Origin of the sequence: Hyalangium sp. (genome assembly GCF_035629615.1) — a bacterium.
Lineage (GTDB): Bacteria > Myxococcota > Myxococcia > Myxococcales > Myxococcaceae > Hyalangium.
In genome coordinates this window covers 1-15,118 of sequence record NZ_DASPHO010000683.1, presented here as the reverse complement: position 1 = coordinate 15,118, position 15,118 = coordinate 1, and the positions used below count along the sequence as shown (strand labels likewise).

Genomic DNA, 15,118 nt, shown 5'->3' with positions numbered 1-15,118 from the left:
GCATGCCGGACCAGCGCGCGCCTCTGCTCGTCGTCCACCCCACCCTGCTCCAACAAGGCCTCGTTGATGACGAGCAGCGTCCCGCGGTTGACCAGCAGATCCCTCACATCACCGGGGACGATCGCCTCTCGCGAAAAGTGGGTGAGCGAGGGCAGGAACGCGGTGTCCCCGAGCGCCGTCTTGTGGCCGTACCGCATGTCGTACCACATGACCAGGCAAGGGGCCCGGCGGAGGGCCCGGGCCGTGACGATGCCCAGATCGAGCCCCACCGCATACTGTCTGCGCAACGGCTCGAGGGAACGATCCAGCAGCTCCTTGAGCCCCGGGCGTATCGTCCCGTTGATCACCAGCAGAAAGTCGAGGTTGTTATGGGGCCTCTCGCTTCCTCCGCTCCGCTCGACGCCGCCCTCACCGCGTCCGTAGCCGCCCATGAGGGCCAGCGCTCGGAGCTCATCAGGCCGGACTCGCGCACCGATGATCGCGGCGGCCTGCCTCACAATCCCGGCGATCTGCGCCTCTACGGCGGCAGAGCCCCGCAAGGTGAAACGCCCCTCCATCATCCGAACAACCTGCCTGCTCCCGCGGCAGCCTCCAGGACGGTCAGCAATCGGTCAGCATGATGTTCGGGGCGGAAGCGCTCCTCGAAGGTCTGCAGGGCGTTCAGGCCCATCTGGCTCCGAAGACTGGGATCTCCCAGCAGCTGGTCAATTGCCGCGGCGAGCGCGGCAGGATCGTTGGGCGGCACGCTGAGGCCCGTCCGGCCGTGGGACAGCCACTCTTCAATCCCGCCCAGGGGGCTGGCGATGACCGGTGTGCCATGAGCCATGGCCTCAATCCCGACGAGGCCGGAGGTCTCCGGAGCGCGGGTGGGAAAGACCAGGCAGGAGGCTTGCTGGTAGTGCGCTGAGAGCGCCTCAGGATCCAACCACCCCATGAAGGCCACTCGCTCGGCCAACCCCAGCGCTTGCACCAGGGCCCGCAGCTTCACCTCCTGTCGCCCTCGCCCCACCACGATCAGCCGGCACGGGCGGACGGTCCTTGGGAGCGCCTGGAGCAGGACATCGAGCCCCTTGCCCGTGGTGAGCTGCCCGATGAAGAGCAGCAGGTCCTCCTGGCGCTGCCCGTGGACTCTGAGCCGGGGCGGGACACTCGCGTAGAGCGGAATGACATGGATGCGAGAGCGCTCGAAGCCATGGGCAACGACATGGTTGGCCATGTACCGCGAGCCCACGATGAACGCCGTATGGTGGCGAGCCTGCTCCTGCTCGGCACGGAGCCTTCGGAGGGAGGCGAGCTCTACTCCCGGCCATGTCTCGGAGCGGCGGACGAAGCCGAGGCACGGATAGCAGCCCGCGCCAACGGCCCTGCAGCACGGAGTCTTGGAGAGTGCCGTGTACTTGTGCTCGCGCAGGCAGAACAGCCGGTGATCATGAAAGAAGCGGACCACCGGAAACGGTGAGGCCGCGAGGGCCCGCAGCGCCTTGTTCTCGTGGAGACGATGCACGTAGACGACGTCCGGTGCGAGCTCCCGGAGCTGACGTCCGAGATCGACGATCGGGAAGCCGCCCTCGAAGGGGGCGAGCATGGACGGAGAGGGATCCGGCGTCGCCTTCACATCGTAGAAGAGCACGGAGCGTACCCCCTGGTCCGCCAGCTCCCTCGCCGTGTCTCGCACATACCGCTCGGCACCCCCAGCGGGATGAGCGAGCTCGTTGATCCACGCAATCTTCATGCGGTCACTCCCAGGAGTGAGCGAACCCAGGGGGCTACGTCCGTCAGTGAGCGGCAGCCCTCCGGGATCGGCGTGTCCGAGGCAATGGCCGCGAGGGCAGAGGGGCTGTCCACGTCATAGCCGTGCATGCCGCGCATCGCGCCGCCCACGAAGCTGGGCGCGAAGAGGCTCCCCTCCTCGAGCAGGAAGAGGGCTCTGCCGTAAGGAGCGCCGTGGGTAGGCGCCTGCCTCGCGTCGAGGGCTCCTGTATCCAGCCACTGTCCCGGAAGCTCCGCTCTCTCCACCAGGGCCCGCGCTCGCGCGAGCGTCCGGTCATCCCCCCAGAAGCGCATCATCGTGCTGTCAACGAAGGCCCGCACGCCCCGCAGCTGCCGCAGCAGCCCGCGTGGATCGACCGCCCGGCCAATGTCTGCCATCCCGTGATCGCCCACGACGATGGTGCTCACCTCGCCTCCACCGGCCCGCATGGCCTCGCACGCTCGCTCGATCCGGGTGGTAATCCGCCGCATGGCCAGGCGGGCCTCGGCGCTGTCGTTGCCTGCCCGGTGGAGAGCCCCGTCGAGCTCGGTGGCGTACGCGAAGACCAGATCGGGCCGCTGCTCTCGGAGCACGGCCTCGGTGTGCGCCCAGCGCTGCTCCTCGGGCAGCTGCCAGGGCGCCGCGAAGACCCGGAGCCCCGCTCGCCGCGCCGCCGAGAGGAACGTCTCGCAGCCGCCGATCCGATCCGCGGCGAACAGATCCTCCCGCTCCGGCAGATCCAGCCAGCGGAATACCTCGGGAGGGACGCGGTAGAGCTCCACATAGCCCGTGAGCCTGGCTTGACGGGCCAGCATCCACGCCGCGAGCCGACGCAGCCGGCCCCGCTCGTGTACCACCCGTGGGAGCAGGCCCAGGAGAGCCAGGGGAGCCAACACCCCTCCCCCCTCGGCCGCCTGGGCAAAGAGGCACATGCGCCCGTGGCGGGCTGGGGGCGCTCCCGTGAGGAGCGTCGGCAACGCGCCACACGAATAGCCGAGAATACCGCGCAGCTGACCACGATAGGGCAGGCCTCCAAACCCGCCAGCCGCCTCCAGCTGGAGTGGCCCGAGGGCATCGACGAAAATGATCAGGACTCGGCTGTGCATAAAGAATCTTCCCAGTCCCTACGGACTGCACGAAGAGTGCCGGGGCCCGCCCGCACGGTGAAGCGTGGTGCGGACGTCTCATCATGAGACAAGGCCTCGTCTCACCGCGGGACGGGCGAGACGACCAGCAGTGGAACCAGGCGCTGGAGCACATCCGTCGCCGAGGCAAACCAATGCTTCGTCACGAAGACGATGTCCCCGCGTGCAAGCTCGACATCGGTGGCACTCCCTTGGATCAGCGCCCTCAGGCTGGCCCGGTAGAGCCGCGGCGCCGAGAGCGGGCCACGAACGACCCTGACGTCGGCCTCGTCCGCATCGGCGCTCATCCCCTGAGCCTGCGCAAGCACCTCGCTCAACCGCAGCCCTGGGCGCCAGGGAATGAGGCGAGGATGCTTCACCTCCCCCAGCACACGCACCGCCGCTCCTTGCAGAGCAGGCACGAACAACACATCTCTGGGAGCCAGGAGCACGTTGTGCCTCGGGTCTCCCGCCAACGCCCGAGGGATGCTGATGGGCAACGGCTCGCCGGCGCGGAGCAAGCGCGCGGCCTCGAGATCGCCCAGCTCGACGGTCTCGGCCTCTCCCTCCGCCCGCTGGACTCCGCCGGCCATCGCGAGAAGGTCGGCGACTCGAGTGGGGCTCCCGAGGATGTACGTACCGGATCTGGCAACGGCTCCCAGCACACTGACCCGGTGTCCGGCCGGCTCCGCCACGGTGAGGGAGACGATGCCGAAGCGATCATAGCGGCGCAGCCGCTCCTGGAGCAGGGCCTCGGCCTCTTCCAATGATGCGCCGGCCACCGCAATGGCCCCGGTGAGCGGGGCATGGAGAAACCCGGCATCATCGACGCTCAGGCGCGGCACCTCCAAGGGAGCCAGGGAGATCGTTCGCAAGCTCAGGATATCCCCTGGCTGCAATCGAAAGGGGAGCGCGGGAGCAGGAGCCATTCCCTCCGGCTCGGGGATCGCTTCGACCGTGAAGCCCGCGTCCTCCGTGGGCCTCGTCGGGGCAGCTACCAGGTGAGCGCTACAACCGGAGGAGATCGCCAGCATGCCCAGCAAGAAGAGAGAGAAGCGGCTCATGCGGGCGCCTCATCGCAAGAGCCGCGCCACTCCGCTCAATGGCATATAGGGTGCACTCTGGAGGGGAGTGTTCGTTCCAGGTGATGAAGGCACACCCGGCCCTCCCGGGGTTGCCACCGGTCACTCCCGCCCACGGCCGGGGCGTCCCATCGATGTGATGCGGGTGGTGCGGGCCATGCGCCTGCGCTGGCGGCTGATCGCCTTCACCTTCCTGCTCGGCGTTCCCACGGGCGTGCTCGTGGCCAAGACACTCCTGCCTCGCGAATATGCCTCGGAGGCCGTGCTGGTGTGGGAGCCTCCACGCTCCTCCTCTCGCGTGGACTCTCTGCGGGAGTTCAGGACCCTGGTCGACACGCTCAAGCTTCCTACCCTCCTCGCGGAGGTCCGCCACCGCACGAAGCTGCCGTCCACCCTCGAGGCGCTGGGGCAGAGGATCGATGCGGACACCGGCAGGGACTCGAACGTCTTGATTGTTCGGGTGAGAGCCGGCAGCGCCGAGGAGGCCCTGCTGCTTGCGGAGACGGTGACTCAGGTCTTTCTCGAGGGCCGCACCACGACGGAGCGGAGACGCGCGGAGGAGCAGTTCCATGCCCTCGGCCAGGAGATCGAGCGCGGGCAGGCACAGCTCACGGCAGCCTGGGAGCGCTATGATGCCTTCAGGCTGGAGAACGGCATCGCGGACCTCACGATCGACCAGCGGACGGCCCTCGAAGAGGCGGCGCTCCTGAGCACCGAGGCCCACCGCAGCCGCATCGAGATGGAGTCGGCGGAAGCCAAGGCCGCCCTCCTCCACACCGCGGCCGGGCACCAGAGCCTGAAGGTGGTCCTCTCCGAGACCCAGGCCCTCCCCGAGGAGCGCAAGCTCGCCGAGCTGCGGACAGAGCTCGTCGCTCGCCGTGCCAGCCTCTCCGAGGAGCACCCCGAGGTCCAGGGGCTCGCGGCCGCGGTGGAGGCGCTCGCAGGCCGCTCCTCCACCGCCCCCACCCTCACGGACCAGACCGTGGGGACCAATCCTCAATGGATGTTCCTCCAGCAAGGGCTCATGGAGGCCAAGGCGGGGCGAGAGGCGGCCCAACGGAAGTGGCAGGCCTTCGCCCAGCTGGAGCGCTCCGCGCGTGAGCGCACGACAAAGCTCTCCTCGATGCAAGGAAAGGCCAGCCTCCTGCTCGACGAGCTCCGCCTGGCGGAGAGACGGCTGAGTGAGCTCAAGGCCGAGCAGAAGATGATCGAAGCCGTGATGAACCAGCCGGCCCCTGGGCTCCGGGTGCTGGACGCGGCCGATCTTCCCACGCGCCCGACGCGCTCCTACCGCCTCGTTGCTCTCGCCTTTCCTCTCCTCCTGGGAGCGCTCGCGGCGCTGGGCTGTGCTGCGCGATCCCTGCGCGGGCTCAAGCTCTGGACTGCCTCCGAGCTCGCCTTCTGGGGACGCAGCCCCGTCGTCGCCGCCTCGAGCTGGCCGGCGAGCTCCCATGGCCTGGAGGATCTCGCCTTGGACCTGGGGGGGCCCCTCTCCGGCGCTCGTGGCACCACGCTCATGCTGGCGCTCGCCCCAGCGTGGACGCAGCGCGCCGTCGAACTTGCCTCGCGGCTCGACATGAAGCCCGAGGTCTCTCTTCGAGAAGATGTCCCGCTCCGGGACGGCGCGCTCTCGGTCTGGGACAAGCCCGAGCGCCCGCAGGCGCTTCGCCGCCTGGCCCGCCAGAGCACCCGGGTGCTGGTGCTCGTCGAGGCCGGCGCCCACTCCCTCTTCGAGCTCGCGGCGCTCCCTCACCTTCTCGGGCGAGAGGATCGGATTGGGTTCGTCGTCCTGGGGCTCGGCACCGAGTTTGCTGGTAGCCCTGATCAGGTGGGCGACGTCTCAGGGTTCTGGCAGGCACCGGCTGCTTCCACGACACCCCTTCCCGATCGATCCCGGAGTGCCGTTCATGAGGATGTTTGAGACACACGCCCATTCCAGCCCTCCAGCGCTGCGCGGCCCAGGGTGGCGGAGCCTGGCGCGCCTGCGCCGCCTGAAGAGGCAGCTGGAAGGCTGGCTCGCGGACACCGGCCCGCTCCTGCGCCGCGTGCTCGACATCGTGGTTGCCAGCACTGCCCTGGTGTTGCTCTCACCCGTGATGCTGCTGGCCGCGCTGGGGATCCTGCTCACCAGCCGCGGTCCCATCCTCTACGGGCAGGAGCGAGCGGGACAGCACGGAAGCCCCTTCCAGATGCTCAAGCTGCGGACCATGGTGGACGGAGCGGATGGGATGAAGGCGGCCCTGGCGGCCCAGAGGCGGGAGGCCACCGATGGCGTGCGCTTCAAGCTCCGCCGCGATCCCCGGGCGACACCTGTGGGGCGCATCCTCCGCAAGCTCAGCATTGATGAGCTCCCGCAGCTCTGGAACGTGCTCATGGGAGACATGACCCTGATAGGCCCGCGCCCTTCCCTCTGGCAGGAGGTCGTCAAGTATGACGCGCGCGCACTCCGCCGTCTCGAGGTGCGGCCAGGGCTCACCTGTCTCTGGCAGGTGAGCGGCCGCAGCGACCTGAGCTTCGAGCAGCAGGTTGCGCTCGATCTCGAATACATCGACCGCGTGAAGCCTCCCCAGGAGCTGCTCATCCTGGCGAGGACGATCCCAGCAGTGCTCACCGGCCGCGGCGCCTACTGAGCCGAAGGAGCACGCGATGCTGGCAGTCATCCACCGCAGTACCCCTCCGAGCGGTGCCGGAGCGCTGGCTCTGGCAGGGCCTCCCGTCGTCATCCGGCAGCTTCAGTGGCTCCACAACCTGGGGAGCGAGCGAGTCGCCATCGAGCTGGGCCAGGATGAGCTGGGAGCGCAGGTGCGGCGGCTCGTGTCCGAGCAGAAGGTCCTGTCCCGTGGCGTCGTCTTCGTCCCCGCGATCACGCCGCTCTCCCCGCGTGCCCTGGGCCAGGCGGCCGGGTTCCCCACGGAGGCGCGATGGCTGGCGCTCTCGGAGTCCGTGGTGGGCAACGCCGACCTCACGCGCCTGTTTCAAAGGAAGTCCGTCCCGGGTGCGCTGGTAGGGCGGCTTGATCCCCCGAAGACGGGAGGGCCGTTCTCCCCAGCGGAGGTGCACCTCACGAGCCCGATCGAGGGCCCCGTCACGGTGGAGTCCCTGCCTGGGTGGGGAACCCTCGTCGATACACCTGGCACGGCCCTCCAGCTCGCCTGTGAGGCCTTGCTCGGGCGGCTCGCACTGCTCATCCATGCCGCAGAGACCTGGCCAGGAGTGTGGGTCGCACGGGGTGGGCGAATCGATGACGGGGCCGAGCTCTCTCCCCCCGTGCTCATCGGAGCCGGTGCGAGGGTATACAGCGGAGCCAGGGTGGGGCCCGGCGCCCTCATCGGCGCCCGGGCCCTCATCGAACCGCGCGCCTGCATCGAGCAGGCGATCGTCGAGAACGAGACGATCGTTGGGGAAGGGCTCGTGGTGCGAGAGCACATCGCCACCCCGTGGGGGCTCATCCCCTTGAAGGCGGGCGCTGACATGCTTCCGCTGCGGGATCCGCTACTCGTTGCGCGCCGGGCGCCCCTCCTGCCGGCGAGACTCACCCACTTGTTGCGGATACCCCCCTGAGCGCTCGTCCAGGGCCGCGGAGAGGTGCAGCTCTCCCAGGCGGCGGTACAGGGTCGCTCGCCCCAGCCCCAGCAGCCTCGCGGCCTTCGTCACACTTCCATTCGTCACCGTCAGCGCCTTGAGGATCTCCCTGCGCTCCAACTCCCGGAGCGGCACGACCGCGTCCTCCTCGAGCAGTGGCTCGGCCGCCACCTCCCGCGCGGATGGAAAGCCCTTCGGTATGTCGGGGAGCACGAGCGCGCGCAGCTCCGCTGGCAGGTGCGCGAGCTCTATCTGGGCCCCATCGCAGGAGAGCGCAGCCCGCTGGAGGACGTTCTCCAGCTCGCGCACATTGCCTGGCCAACGGTAGCGGAGCAGCGCCGCCAGCACCTCGTGACTGACGCGGCTCGGACGGCTCCTGTCGCCCCCGCCAGACTTCCTCAGGAAATGGCTGATGAACTGCGGGATGTCCGAAGCCCGCTCCCTGAGCGGAGGAACCTGGAGGGGGTAGACAGCGAGCCGGTAGTAGAGATCCTCGCGAAACCGTCCGGCCTTCACCTCCGCCAGGAGATTCCGGTGGGTGGCGGCGATGATACGGACATCGACGCGGATCTCCGTCGTCCCGCCGACCCGCCGGATGGTTCGCTCCTGCAGAGTCCTCAGCAGCCGTACCTGCGTGGAGGCGCTCATCTCCCCCACCTCATCGAGGAACAAGGTGCCCCCTTGCGCCTGCTCGAAGCACCCCTTGTGGGTGGAGAAGGCGCCGGTGAATGCCCCTCTGTCGTGCCCGAAGAGCTCCGACTCGAGCAGGGACTCCGCGAAGGCGGCGCAGTTGACGGCCACCAGAGGCCCCCGCGCCCGCGCCCCCTGCTCGTGGATGGCGCGAGCCACCAGCTCTTTGCCAGTCCCCGTCTCACCGAAGATGCACACGGGCACCTCCGCCTTGAGGACCCGCCTGAGCTGCCTCACCAGGGCTCGCATCGGGGCGCTCTGGCCGATGAGGCAGCCCATCAGCTTCTCCTCCTCACCGGCCTGCTCGGGCTGCCGCAGCCGCCAGCTCTCCCGCCGGTACTCGGCCGCCTCCCTCAGGGACTGGATGACCCGCTGCCCCTCCAGGGGCTTCGTCACGTAGTCATGCGCCCCCAGGCGAACCGCCTGCACGGCGGCGTTGATGTCCTGGTCCGCGGCGAGGACCACGATGGGGAGCAGGGCATCCCGTGCCCGCAGGTGCCTCAAGACATCCATTCCCCCCATATCCTCGAGCTCGAGATCGAGGCAGACAGCCGCCCATTCGGACGTCTCGCTTTGCAACACGTCTCGCCCATGATCGAACTCGAGCACGTCGAAACCCACGGCCTCGATCCGGGATCGCAGCAGCTCTCGGGTGGCGGAATCGCGGCTCACAATCACTACGAGATGATTTCTGTAGCAGGTCAAGTCATCAGTCACGTCTGGCAATCTCCTCAAGCAGCTTGCGGTACAGGCTGCTCTCGGTCGGCTGCCCGGTTCCTGCTGACTCCTGCTGACTCCTGTTGCACATCCCGTTCCCCGGGGGTGTCTCGGAGCCCGCCGAGTGCCCTGGGGCTGTCTCAGCCTGAGACGTCCTGAAACGAGACGCCCCCACCGTCTCAGAATGAAACAGATTCGCACCGTCCCAGGCTGAAAGCGGTTGGAACGCGTATCGCAAGGGCGGTGGCATGGACTCGCTCTCGAAACCCTTCCATGCCTTCCGTGCTCCCTTGCTGGCCCTCCAAGCAGACGGCGCGCGGGTGGTCACCGCCCGCCGCGCCCGGGGAGCCCGGCTCCCGCGAGCCGCCGCCGCGCTCGACTCGTCTCTCTGGGCCCTGGTCCTGCTCCGGCTCGGGGCTGGGTTCCGGGGGATGCTCGGAACCTCGCTGGGCCTGTCCACCTTGTTGCGTCTGGGCTTTCACATCGACGTGTGGAGCGATGCCATTGGCCCGGGGCTGCGGCTGCCCCACCCGTTCAACATCATCATCGGTGAGGGCGTGGAGCTCGGGCCGGCCTGCACGCTGCTTCATGGCGTGACGCTCCAGAATGGGCCGGGCACCCGCGTCGGCCGGGGGGTGTTCCTGGCCAACGGGGTGACCGTCCTCGCAGGCTCTCGGATTGGGGACGGGAGCCTCGTCGGCGCGGCCAGCGTGGTGCGCGGGGAGATCCCTCCTGCCTCCGTGGCCGTGGGAGCACCCGCCCGCGTGGTGCGCGCCACCCGTCCCGGTGAGGTGGCGCCATGAGGCTCGCCATCACGTTGGGAGGCACGGACTGGGGGCGCTCCGGTCTCGGCACGTATACGCGTGCCCTGCTCCCGCGCCTGGAGCGCGGACTCTCTGAAGCGGGGGACAGCCTGATCGCCATCGGCACCGGAAAGGACTTCGAGGCCTATGCCGACGTCCTCAGGGATACCGAGCGCGCACGGGTCCCCGCCTACGCGGATCACCCCGCCCTCAGCGCCTCGTGGTACCTGGCCCGTGCCGGAGCCCACGCACGTGCGGCGGGAGCAGATGTGCTGTTGCTCCCGGCGGCCAACCGCCGTGCGGCGCTGCGCCCCGGCCTGCCCACGGTGGGCGTCATTCATGATCTGGCCCAGTTCAACATCCCGGGGAAGTACGACGGGCTGCGGACCCGCTACGTCCAATACCTCCTCCCCAAGGCCTTCGCCGGGCTCGAGGCCCTGGTGGCTGTCAGCCATGCGACTCGCGCGGATGTCGCTCGCATCCTGAGCCGCCCGCTCGAGCAGATCCACATGGTCGCGAATGGAGTGGACACCGAGCGCTTCGCGCCCCTGGAGGGCGTGCGTGTCGCGGAGACCCGCGCCAAGCTGAGCCTGGAGGCGCCATACCTCCTCTATCCGTCGCGTCTCGAGCACCCTGGGAAGAACCACCTGCGGCTCCTGAGCGCCTATGCAACCTCTTCTGCACGGGACAGTCACCTGCTGGTCCTCGTCGGCGCGGACTGGGGTGCCGAGGGGCTCATCCGCGCCGAGATCCAGCGACTCGGTCTGGGCGCTCGCGTCAGGCTGCTGGGTTACGTGGCCGACGAGCTCCTCCCCGTCCTCATCTCAGGCGCGGATGCGGTGATCGCGGTGGGGCTCTGCGAGGGCTTCGGCCTCCCGGCCCTGGAGGCGCTGGCTGCGGGCCGGCCAGTGGTGGCCGCCCGCGCAGGGGCGCTCCCCGAGGTGGTCGGGGAGCTCGGCATCCTCTGCGATCCTCTCGACTCCAAGGACATGTCGCTGGCACTCGCACGCGCTGCCAGCGACACGGCCTTCGCGGCCCGGGTACGCCGGGAAGGTCCGGCCTATGCCCGCCTGCGTGGCTGGGAGCGCACCTGTGACGGGCTGCTGGCCGTCTGCCGTTCGGTAGCCCTCCCGGTGTTGACGAATGTCACCGGGAGGCTTGTGAGCGGGTGAGCCGACAGCCGGTGACCGGTGACGCTCAATAGCGAGTACAGTTTCCAAACTCACAAGTAAAAGTGTGGTTGGGACACATATTCCCACAGGCACCGCAATTATAGAAGTCACTGCTCGTATCCACGCACTGGCCACTACACGGCGCGAATGGAGGAGTTGGGGTGCCCGTACACGACTGCGTCTCGGTGGTAGTGTTCGCCACGCACTGGCAGTTTGAGGAACTGTAGCTTGTCACCGTCCTCGTCTTCGTCCCCCACTGCCCGCACTGATTAGTGCCGCTGCATGCGCTCCACTGCCCGTAGATCGTCCCCGGGCACTGCGGCGGGATTATCTCCCGTATGCAAGCCTGCGACTCGGAGCTGGTGGAGGTTGCCTGACACGCTCCCGCCGAGCAGCTGTAGCTGGAGTTGGTCACCTGACGAGACTGCGTCCCCGTCGTGTCACATGCATCGCTGAACCCGCCACATGCGCTCCAACTTCCATAGGAGGGTGAGCACGGCTGGGGACCGGGGGCCACCCGCGAGCACGCCTGCGTCTCCGTGCTGGTGCTCGGAACACACGACGTCCCATTGCACGAGTAGTTCGTCACCGTCCTCGACTGCGTTCCCGTGGAGTCGCAGAAGTCACCGAATCCACTACAGCTGCTCCAGCTCCCATAGCTGGCACCGGGGCACTGCTGGATGGGGCACGACCTTGTCTCGGTGGAGGTGGAAGCGAGGACGGGACACGTCCCGGTCGAACAGTTGAAGGAGCCGTTGCTGTACGTCGTCACAGTGCGTGACTCGGTGCGTGCGCCACAGCTGGCACTGCACCCGCTCCACGAGCCATAGGAAGGAGAAGGAGGCGGCGAGCACGACTGGGAGGGCGCAGGCCTGTAGCAGGCCTGCGAGTAGTTGGAGCTTCCCGCCGAGCGGCAACTTCCCCCCGAGCATGTGGAGTAGCTCTCCGAGCACGACTGGCTGCCCTGCGTGGTGCAGTAATCACCGAAGCTGCACGCCCCACAGCTATCGGAGGAGTCGCAGACGGTGCCGGCCTTGCTCACCGTGCACGCGACCGGCTGGGTGCTGGTACTCGACGGGCTGCACGTGCCTCCAGAGCACGTGTAGTTCGTCGTCGAGCACGACTGCGTGCCCGTCTCGTCGCACGTGTCGCTGAAGCCACTGCACGTGGTACAGCCACCGGAGGTGCTGCCGCAGCTGTTCCCGTTGGTGCTGCGCGTGCAGGCTTGCGTCTCCGTGCTGGTGGATGTCACGCACTGCCCACTGGCGCAGCTGTACGTGGAGCTCGTCACCGTCCGCGTCTGCGTCCCCGTCTGCGCGCACACATCACTAAAGCTGCACGCGCTCCATGCCCCATAGCTGGGCGCCGCGCAGGCCTGGGGCCCCGGCGCCACCCGCGTGCACGCCTGCGTTTCTGTGCTGGTGCTTGAAGCGCTGCACACCCCGCTGCCACACGTGGACGCCGTCACCGTCCGCGTCTGCGTCCCCGTCGTGTCGCAGAAGTCACTGAAGCCTCCGCAGCTTCCCCACGCTCCGGCGTTCGTGCCGCAGCTCGTCCCGTTGGCCGCGTACCCATCCCCGGGGCAACTGCTGCTGCTGCCGGTGCAGTACTCCGCCACGTCGCAAGTGCCCTCCGAGGCCCGGCACTGAACCGTGGACGGCCTGAAGCTCCAACTGCTCGTCGACATGCTCGGGTTGCACTCCTGGCAGGCTCCGCTCGGATTGATGGTGCCCGCCTCGTAAAGCGTCCCTCCAACCCAGCACTTGCCCTCACACGTGCCCGTCGGGGTGCAGATCTGCCCCGCGCCGCAAGAGGTTCCGGCCGCCTTCAGCGGGTAGGTACAAGCCCCATTGACGTACGTTCCGGGTGAGTCATGGCACGCGTCCGGCGGCGTGGTGCAGGCCTCCGTTCCCGCGCAGCTCCCTGCCCCGCTGCACACGTCGTTGAGAGTGCCCGCATTGCCATCATCACAAGCCGTACCCGCTGCCTTCGGCGCATAGGTGCACGCCCCACCACTGCACGTCCCCGCCGCCTCGTAGCACTGCCCGGGCGGAGTGTTGCAACTCACCGGCGTCCCCGCGCACCCTCCAGCCCCGTTGCACTCCTCACCCACCGTGCACGCATCCCCGTCATCACACGCCACGCCCGCGGCCTTGTACTCGTAGGCGCACGCTCCTCCGCTGCACGTCCCCGCTGCCTCGTAGCACTGCCCGGGCGGGCTGCTGCAACTGGTGGCACTGCCCGCGCACACTCCTGCGCCGTTGCACGCGTCCTGCCCTGTACACGCATCCCCGTCATCGCAACTCGCTCCCACTGCCTTCGGCGCGTAGCTGCACTCCCCATTGCTGCACGTCCCCGCCGCCTCGTAACACGCTCCAGGGGAGCTGTTGCAGACCACCCCTGCGCACGCGTCATACGCATACAACTCCGCCGTCTTCTGGCTCGAGCCGTTTCCTCCCACGCCCCCCACCACCAACACCTTCCCCTGTAACTCCAGCAGCACCGCCACATGCAGGTACCTCGCACTTCCCATGGGCGTCGTCGCGCTCCACTGCCCGGTGCCAGGGTCGTACATCTCTGCGCTCACCTGCGCGCTGCCATTCTGCCCCCCTGTCACCAGCACCTTCCCCGTGCTCAGCAGCGTCGCCGTGTGCTGCGCTCTGGCACTCACAAGCGCGCTCGTCACGCTCCACAGCCCCGTGCTCGGATCGTATTCCTCCGCTGTCCCCACCACCCCGCTACTGTTGCGCCCTCCCACCACCAACACCTTCCCCGAAGGCAGCAGCGTCGCCGTATGGTCATATCGCGCCGTGGCCAGCGCTCCCGCCCCCGTCCATGTATGGCTCAACGGGTTGTACACCTCCGCTGTCGCAAGGCTCGTGCTCCCTCGTCCTCCCACCACCAGCACCTGGCCCGACTGCAACCGCGTCGCCGTATGGCTGCGCCGCGGCGTCCCCATACTCGGGCCCACGCTCCAAGTCCCCGCCACCGGGTCATACACATCCACCCTGCCGTGCGAGCCCCCACTGTTCCCTCCTCCCGCCACCAGCACCTTGCCCGAGGCCAACAGCGTTGCCGTCATCGAGTCCCGCGCCACTCCCGAGGCAAACGTCCCCGCGGAGGCCCACGTGTTGGTGGCAGGGTCATACACTGTCGTGGATGACAGGCGGCCGGCCCCGTTCTCTCCTCCCGCCACCAGCACCTTGCCCGTCTCCAATACCGTCGCCGTGTGCGCCTGCCGACCCTCCGGCATGGGTGCCACCACCGTCCAGGTGCCTGTCCCGGGCTCGTATACCGTCGCCGAGGACAGGAACCCGCTGGCGTTGTACCCCCCCACCACCAGCACCTTGCCGGACTGCAGCACCCCCCCCGCGTGGTACTTGCGCGCCTCGGCCATGGCCCCCGTCCCCTCCCAGCCCACCACCAACGGAGATGCGCTGCTCGCCACGCTCTTCTCTTCCGGCGCCTTGCTGCTGCATCCCACGGCCACACATACCAAGCCCGCCAGCAGGGCTCTGCTCACTCTCAGCTCGTGCATGACATCTCCATTGAATGGAGGCTGTCGCTGCACCTCCACTGTTTTGCTCGTACTCGTCCACGGGTAGCAGTTGTGGTGCTCCTCTGTGCTGCTGGCATGAGCCAGCCCGGTGGACAATGATGCAGAAAATCTGCGGGGGTACCCGGGCACCGGCCCGAAAAATCGCCCAAAGCGCAATCATCTCCAGCGGTTACAGTCAGCGCTTCAGCAGTTCTTTGTGTCCGTCCTCGTCGGAGCGCCCAGCACACCGAGCCGGCAACGAAGCCCACTGGGTTGCGGTAGGAACGACCCTTCACCATAGAGGCTCGGGCCGTTCCCCGCACAGATCTCCAAAGGGTACCCGTTCACTGGCCAGGCACAACAGAATGGACCAGTACTGGCCGTTGGATTGCCAAACCGCGCAGCCCTGGACATGGATGTGAACGGGTACCTTCAGGCTTCCCCCCCCTCTCAACAGTCTACTGAATCGGGACTGCACAATACACAGTCTCCTGCCTCGCAATGAAACGCGGGGTTGGGGCACCGATGCCCACAGGCACCGCAGTTAAAGAAGTCATTGCTCGTATCCACGCACTGGCCATTACACACTGCGTATGGAGGGGATGGGGCGGCCGTGCACGCCTGAGTCTCGGTGCTGGTGGACGCCTGGCAGAAACCAGC

The 15,118-nt window shown here is 68.1% G+C and carries 11 protein-coding genes; 5 read left to right on the top strand and 6 right to left on the bottom strand.

What is annotated here, in order from left to right:
- The 4 genes from VD972_RS34430 to VD972_RS34415 all read right to left on the bottom strand — a co-directional run.
- Window positions 1–560: hypothetical protein (locus VD972_RS34430; RefSeq protein ID WP_324993045.1), on the bottom strand; the 560-nt coding region annotated here is incomplete at its 3' end.
- Window positions 557–1,732, bottom strand: a complete 1,176-nt coding sequence (locus VD972_RS34425; RefSeq protein WP_324993044.1) for a glycosyltransferase family 4 protein — start codon at window positions 1,730–1,732, stop codon at window positions 557–559. The genes VD972_RS34425 and VD972_RS34430, both read right to left, overlap by 4 nt.
- Window positions 1,729–2,856 carry an alkaline phosphatase family protein gene (locus VD972_RS34420; protein WP_324993043.1) on the bottom strand — a complete coding sequence of 376 codons (1,128 nt, stop codon included), beginning with the start codon at window positions 2,854–2,856 and terminating at the stop codon, window positions 1,729–1,731. The genes VD972_RS34425 and VD972_RS34420 overlap by 4 nt, the downstream gene beginning before the upstream one ends.
- 101 nt (window positions 2,857–2,957) lie before the next feature.
- Window positions 2,958–3,938 carry an SLBB domain-containing protein gene (locus VD972_RS34415; protein WP_324993042.1) on the bottom strand — a complete coding sequence of 327 codons (981 nt, stop codon included), beginning with the start codon at window positions 3,936–3,938 and terminating at the stop codon, window positions 2,958–2,960.
- A 175-nt stretch (window positions 3,939–4,113) separates the two neighbouring features.
- On the opposite strand from VD972_RS34415, the gene VD972_RS34410 reads away from it, so the two are divergent.
- The 3 genes from VD972_RS34410 to VD972_RS34400 are packed head-to-tail and all read left to right on the top strand — an operon-like array spanning window position 4,114 to window position 7,517.
- On the top strand, window positions 4,114–5,877 hold the full coding sequence (locus VD972_RS34410; protein WP_324993041.1) for a hypothetical protein: 1,764 nt from the start codon (window positions 4,114–4,116) through the stop codon (window positions 5,875–5,877).
- A complete protein-coding gene (locus tag VD972_RS34405; protein WP_324993040.1) occupies window positions 5,864–6,586 on the top strand; it encodes a sugar transferase in 723 nt (240 codons plus the stop codon). The genes VD972_RS34410 and VD972_RS34405 overlap by 14 nt, the downstream gene beginning before the upstream one ends.
- Window positions 6,587–6,602: 16 nt before the next feature.
- Window positions 6,603–7,517 (top strand): hypothetical protein, encoded by a 915-nt coding sequence (locus VD972_RS34400; protein ID WP_324993039.1) that lies wholly within the window; start codon window positions 6,603–6,605, stop codon window positions 7,515–7,517.
- Here VD972_RS34400 and VD972_RS34395 read toward each other — a convergent pair.
- Window positions 7,449–8,900 carry a sigma-54 dependent transcriptional regulator gene (locus tag VD972_RS34395; protein ID WP_324993038.1) on the bottom strand — a complete coding sequence of 484 codons (1,452 nt, stop codon included), beginning with the start codon at window positions 8,898–8,900 and terminating at the stop codon, window positions 7,449–7,451. The two genes, VD972_RS34400 and VD972_RS34395, sit on opposite strands and share 69 nt — an antisense overlap.
- Before the next feature lie 293 nt (window positions 8,901–9,193).
- Here VD972_RS34395 and VD972_RS34390 point away from each other — a divergent pair, with 293 nt between their 5' ends.
- Together VD972_RS34390 and VD972_RS34385 are read left to right on the top strand one after the other, a co-directional pair.
- Window positions 9,194–9,748 carry a hypothetical protein gene (locus VD972_RS34390; protein ID WP_324993037.1) on the top strand — a complete coding sequence of 185 codons (555 nt, stop codon included), beginning with the start codon at window positions 9,194–9,196 and terminating at the stop codon, window positions 9,746–9,748.
- Window positions 9,745–10,920, top strand: coding sequence for a glycosyltransferase family 1 protein (locus tag VD972_RS34385; RefSeq protein WP_324993036.1), 1,176 nt, complete (start codon window positions 9,745–9,747; stop codon window positions 10,918–10,920). The genes VD972_RS34390 and VD972_RS34385 overlap by 4 nt, the downstream gene beginning before the upstream one ends.
- 25 nt (window positions 10,921–10,945) lie before the next feature.
- On the opposite strand, the gene VD972_RS34380 is transcribed toward VD972_RS34385, so the two are convergent.
- On the bottom strand, window positions 10,946–14,458 hold the full coding sequence (locus VD972_RS34380; RefSeq protein WP_324993035.1) for a kelch repeat-containing protein: 3,513 nt from the start codon (window positions 14,456–14,458) through the stop codon (window positions 10,946–10,948).
- Window positions 14,459–15,118: the final 660 nt, after the last annotated feature.

Bases quoted from the DNA above. Each gene is read 5' to 3' on its own strand.
- VD972_RS34425 (WP_324993044.1), bottom strand. From the start codon at position 1,732: ATGAAGATTGCGTGGATCAACGAGCTCGCTCATCCCGCTGGGGGTGCC.
- VD972_RS34420 (WP_324993043.1), bottom strand. From the start codon at position 2,856: ATGCACAGCCGAGTCCTGATCATTTTCGTCGATGCCCTCGGGCCACTC.
- VD972_RS34415 (WP_324993042.1), bottom strand. From the start codon at position 3,938: ATGAGCCGCTTCTCTCTCTTCTTGCTGGGCATGCTGGCGATCTCCTCC.
- VD972_RS34410 (WP_324993041.1), top strand. From the start codon at position 4,114: ATGCGCCTGCGCTGGCGGCTGATCGCCTTCACCTTCCTGCTCGGCGTT.
- VD972_RS34405 (WP_324993040.1), top strand. From the start codon at position 5,864: ATGAGGATGTTTGAGACACACGCCCATTCCAGCCCTCCAGCGCTGCGC.
- VD972_RS34400 (WP_324993039.1), top strand. From the start codon at position 6,603: ATGCTGGCAGTCATCCACCGCAGTACCCCTCCGAGCGGTGCCGGAGCG.
- VD972_RS34390 (WP_324993037.1), top strand. From the start codon at position 9,194: ATGGACTCGCTCTCGAAACCCTTCCATGCCTTCCGTGCTCCCTTGCTG.
- VD972_RS34385 (WP_324993036.1), top strand. From the start codon at position 9,745: ATGAGGCTCGCCATCACGTTGGGAGGCACGGACTGGGGGCGCTCCGGT.
- VD972_RS34380 (WP_324993035.1), bottom strand. From the start codon at position 14,458: ATGCACGAGCTGAGAGTGAGCAGAGCCCTGCTGGCGGGCTTGGTATGT.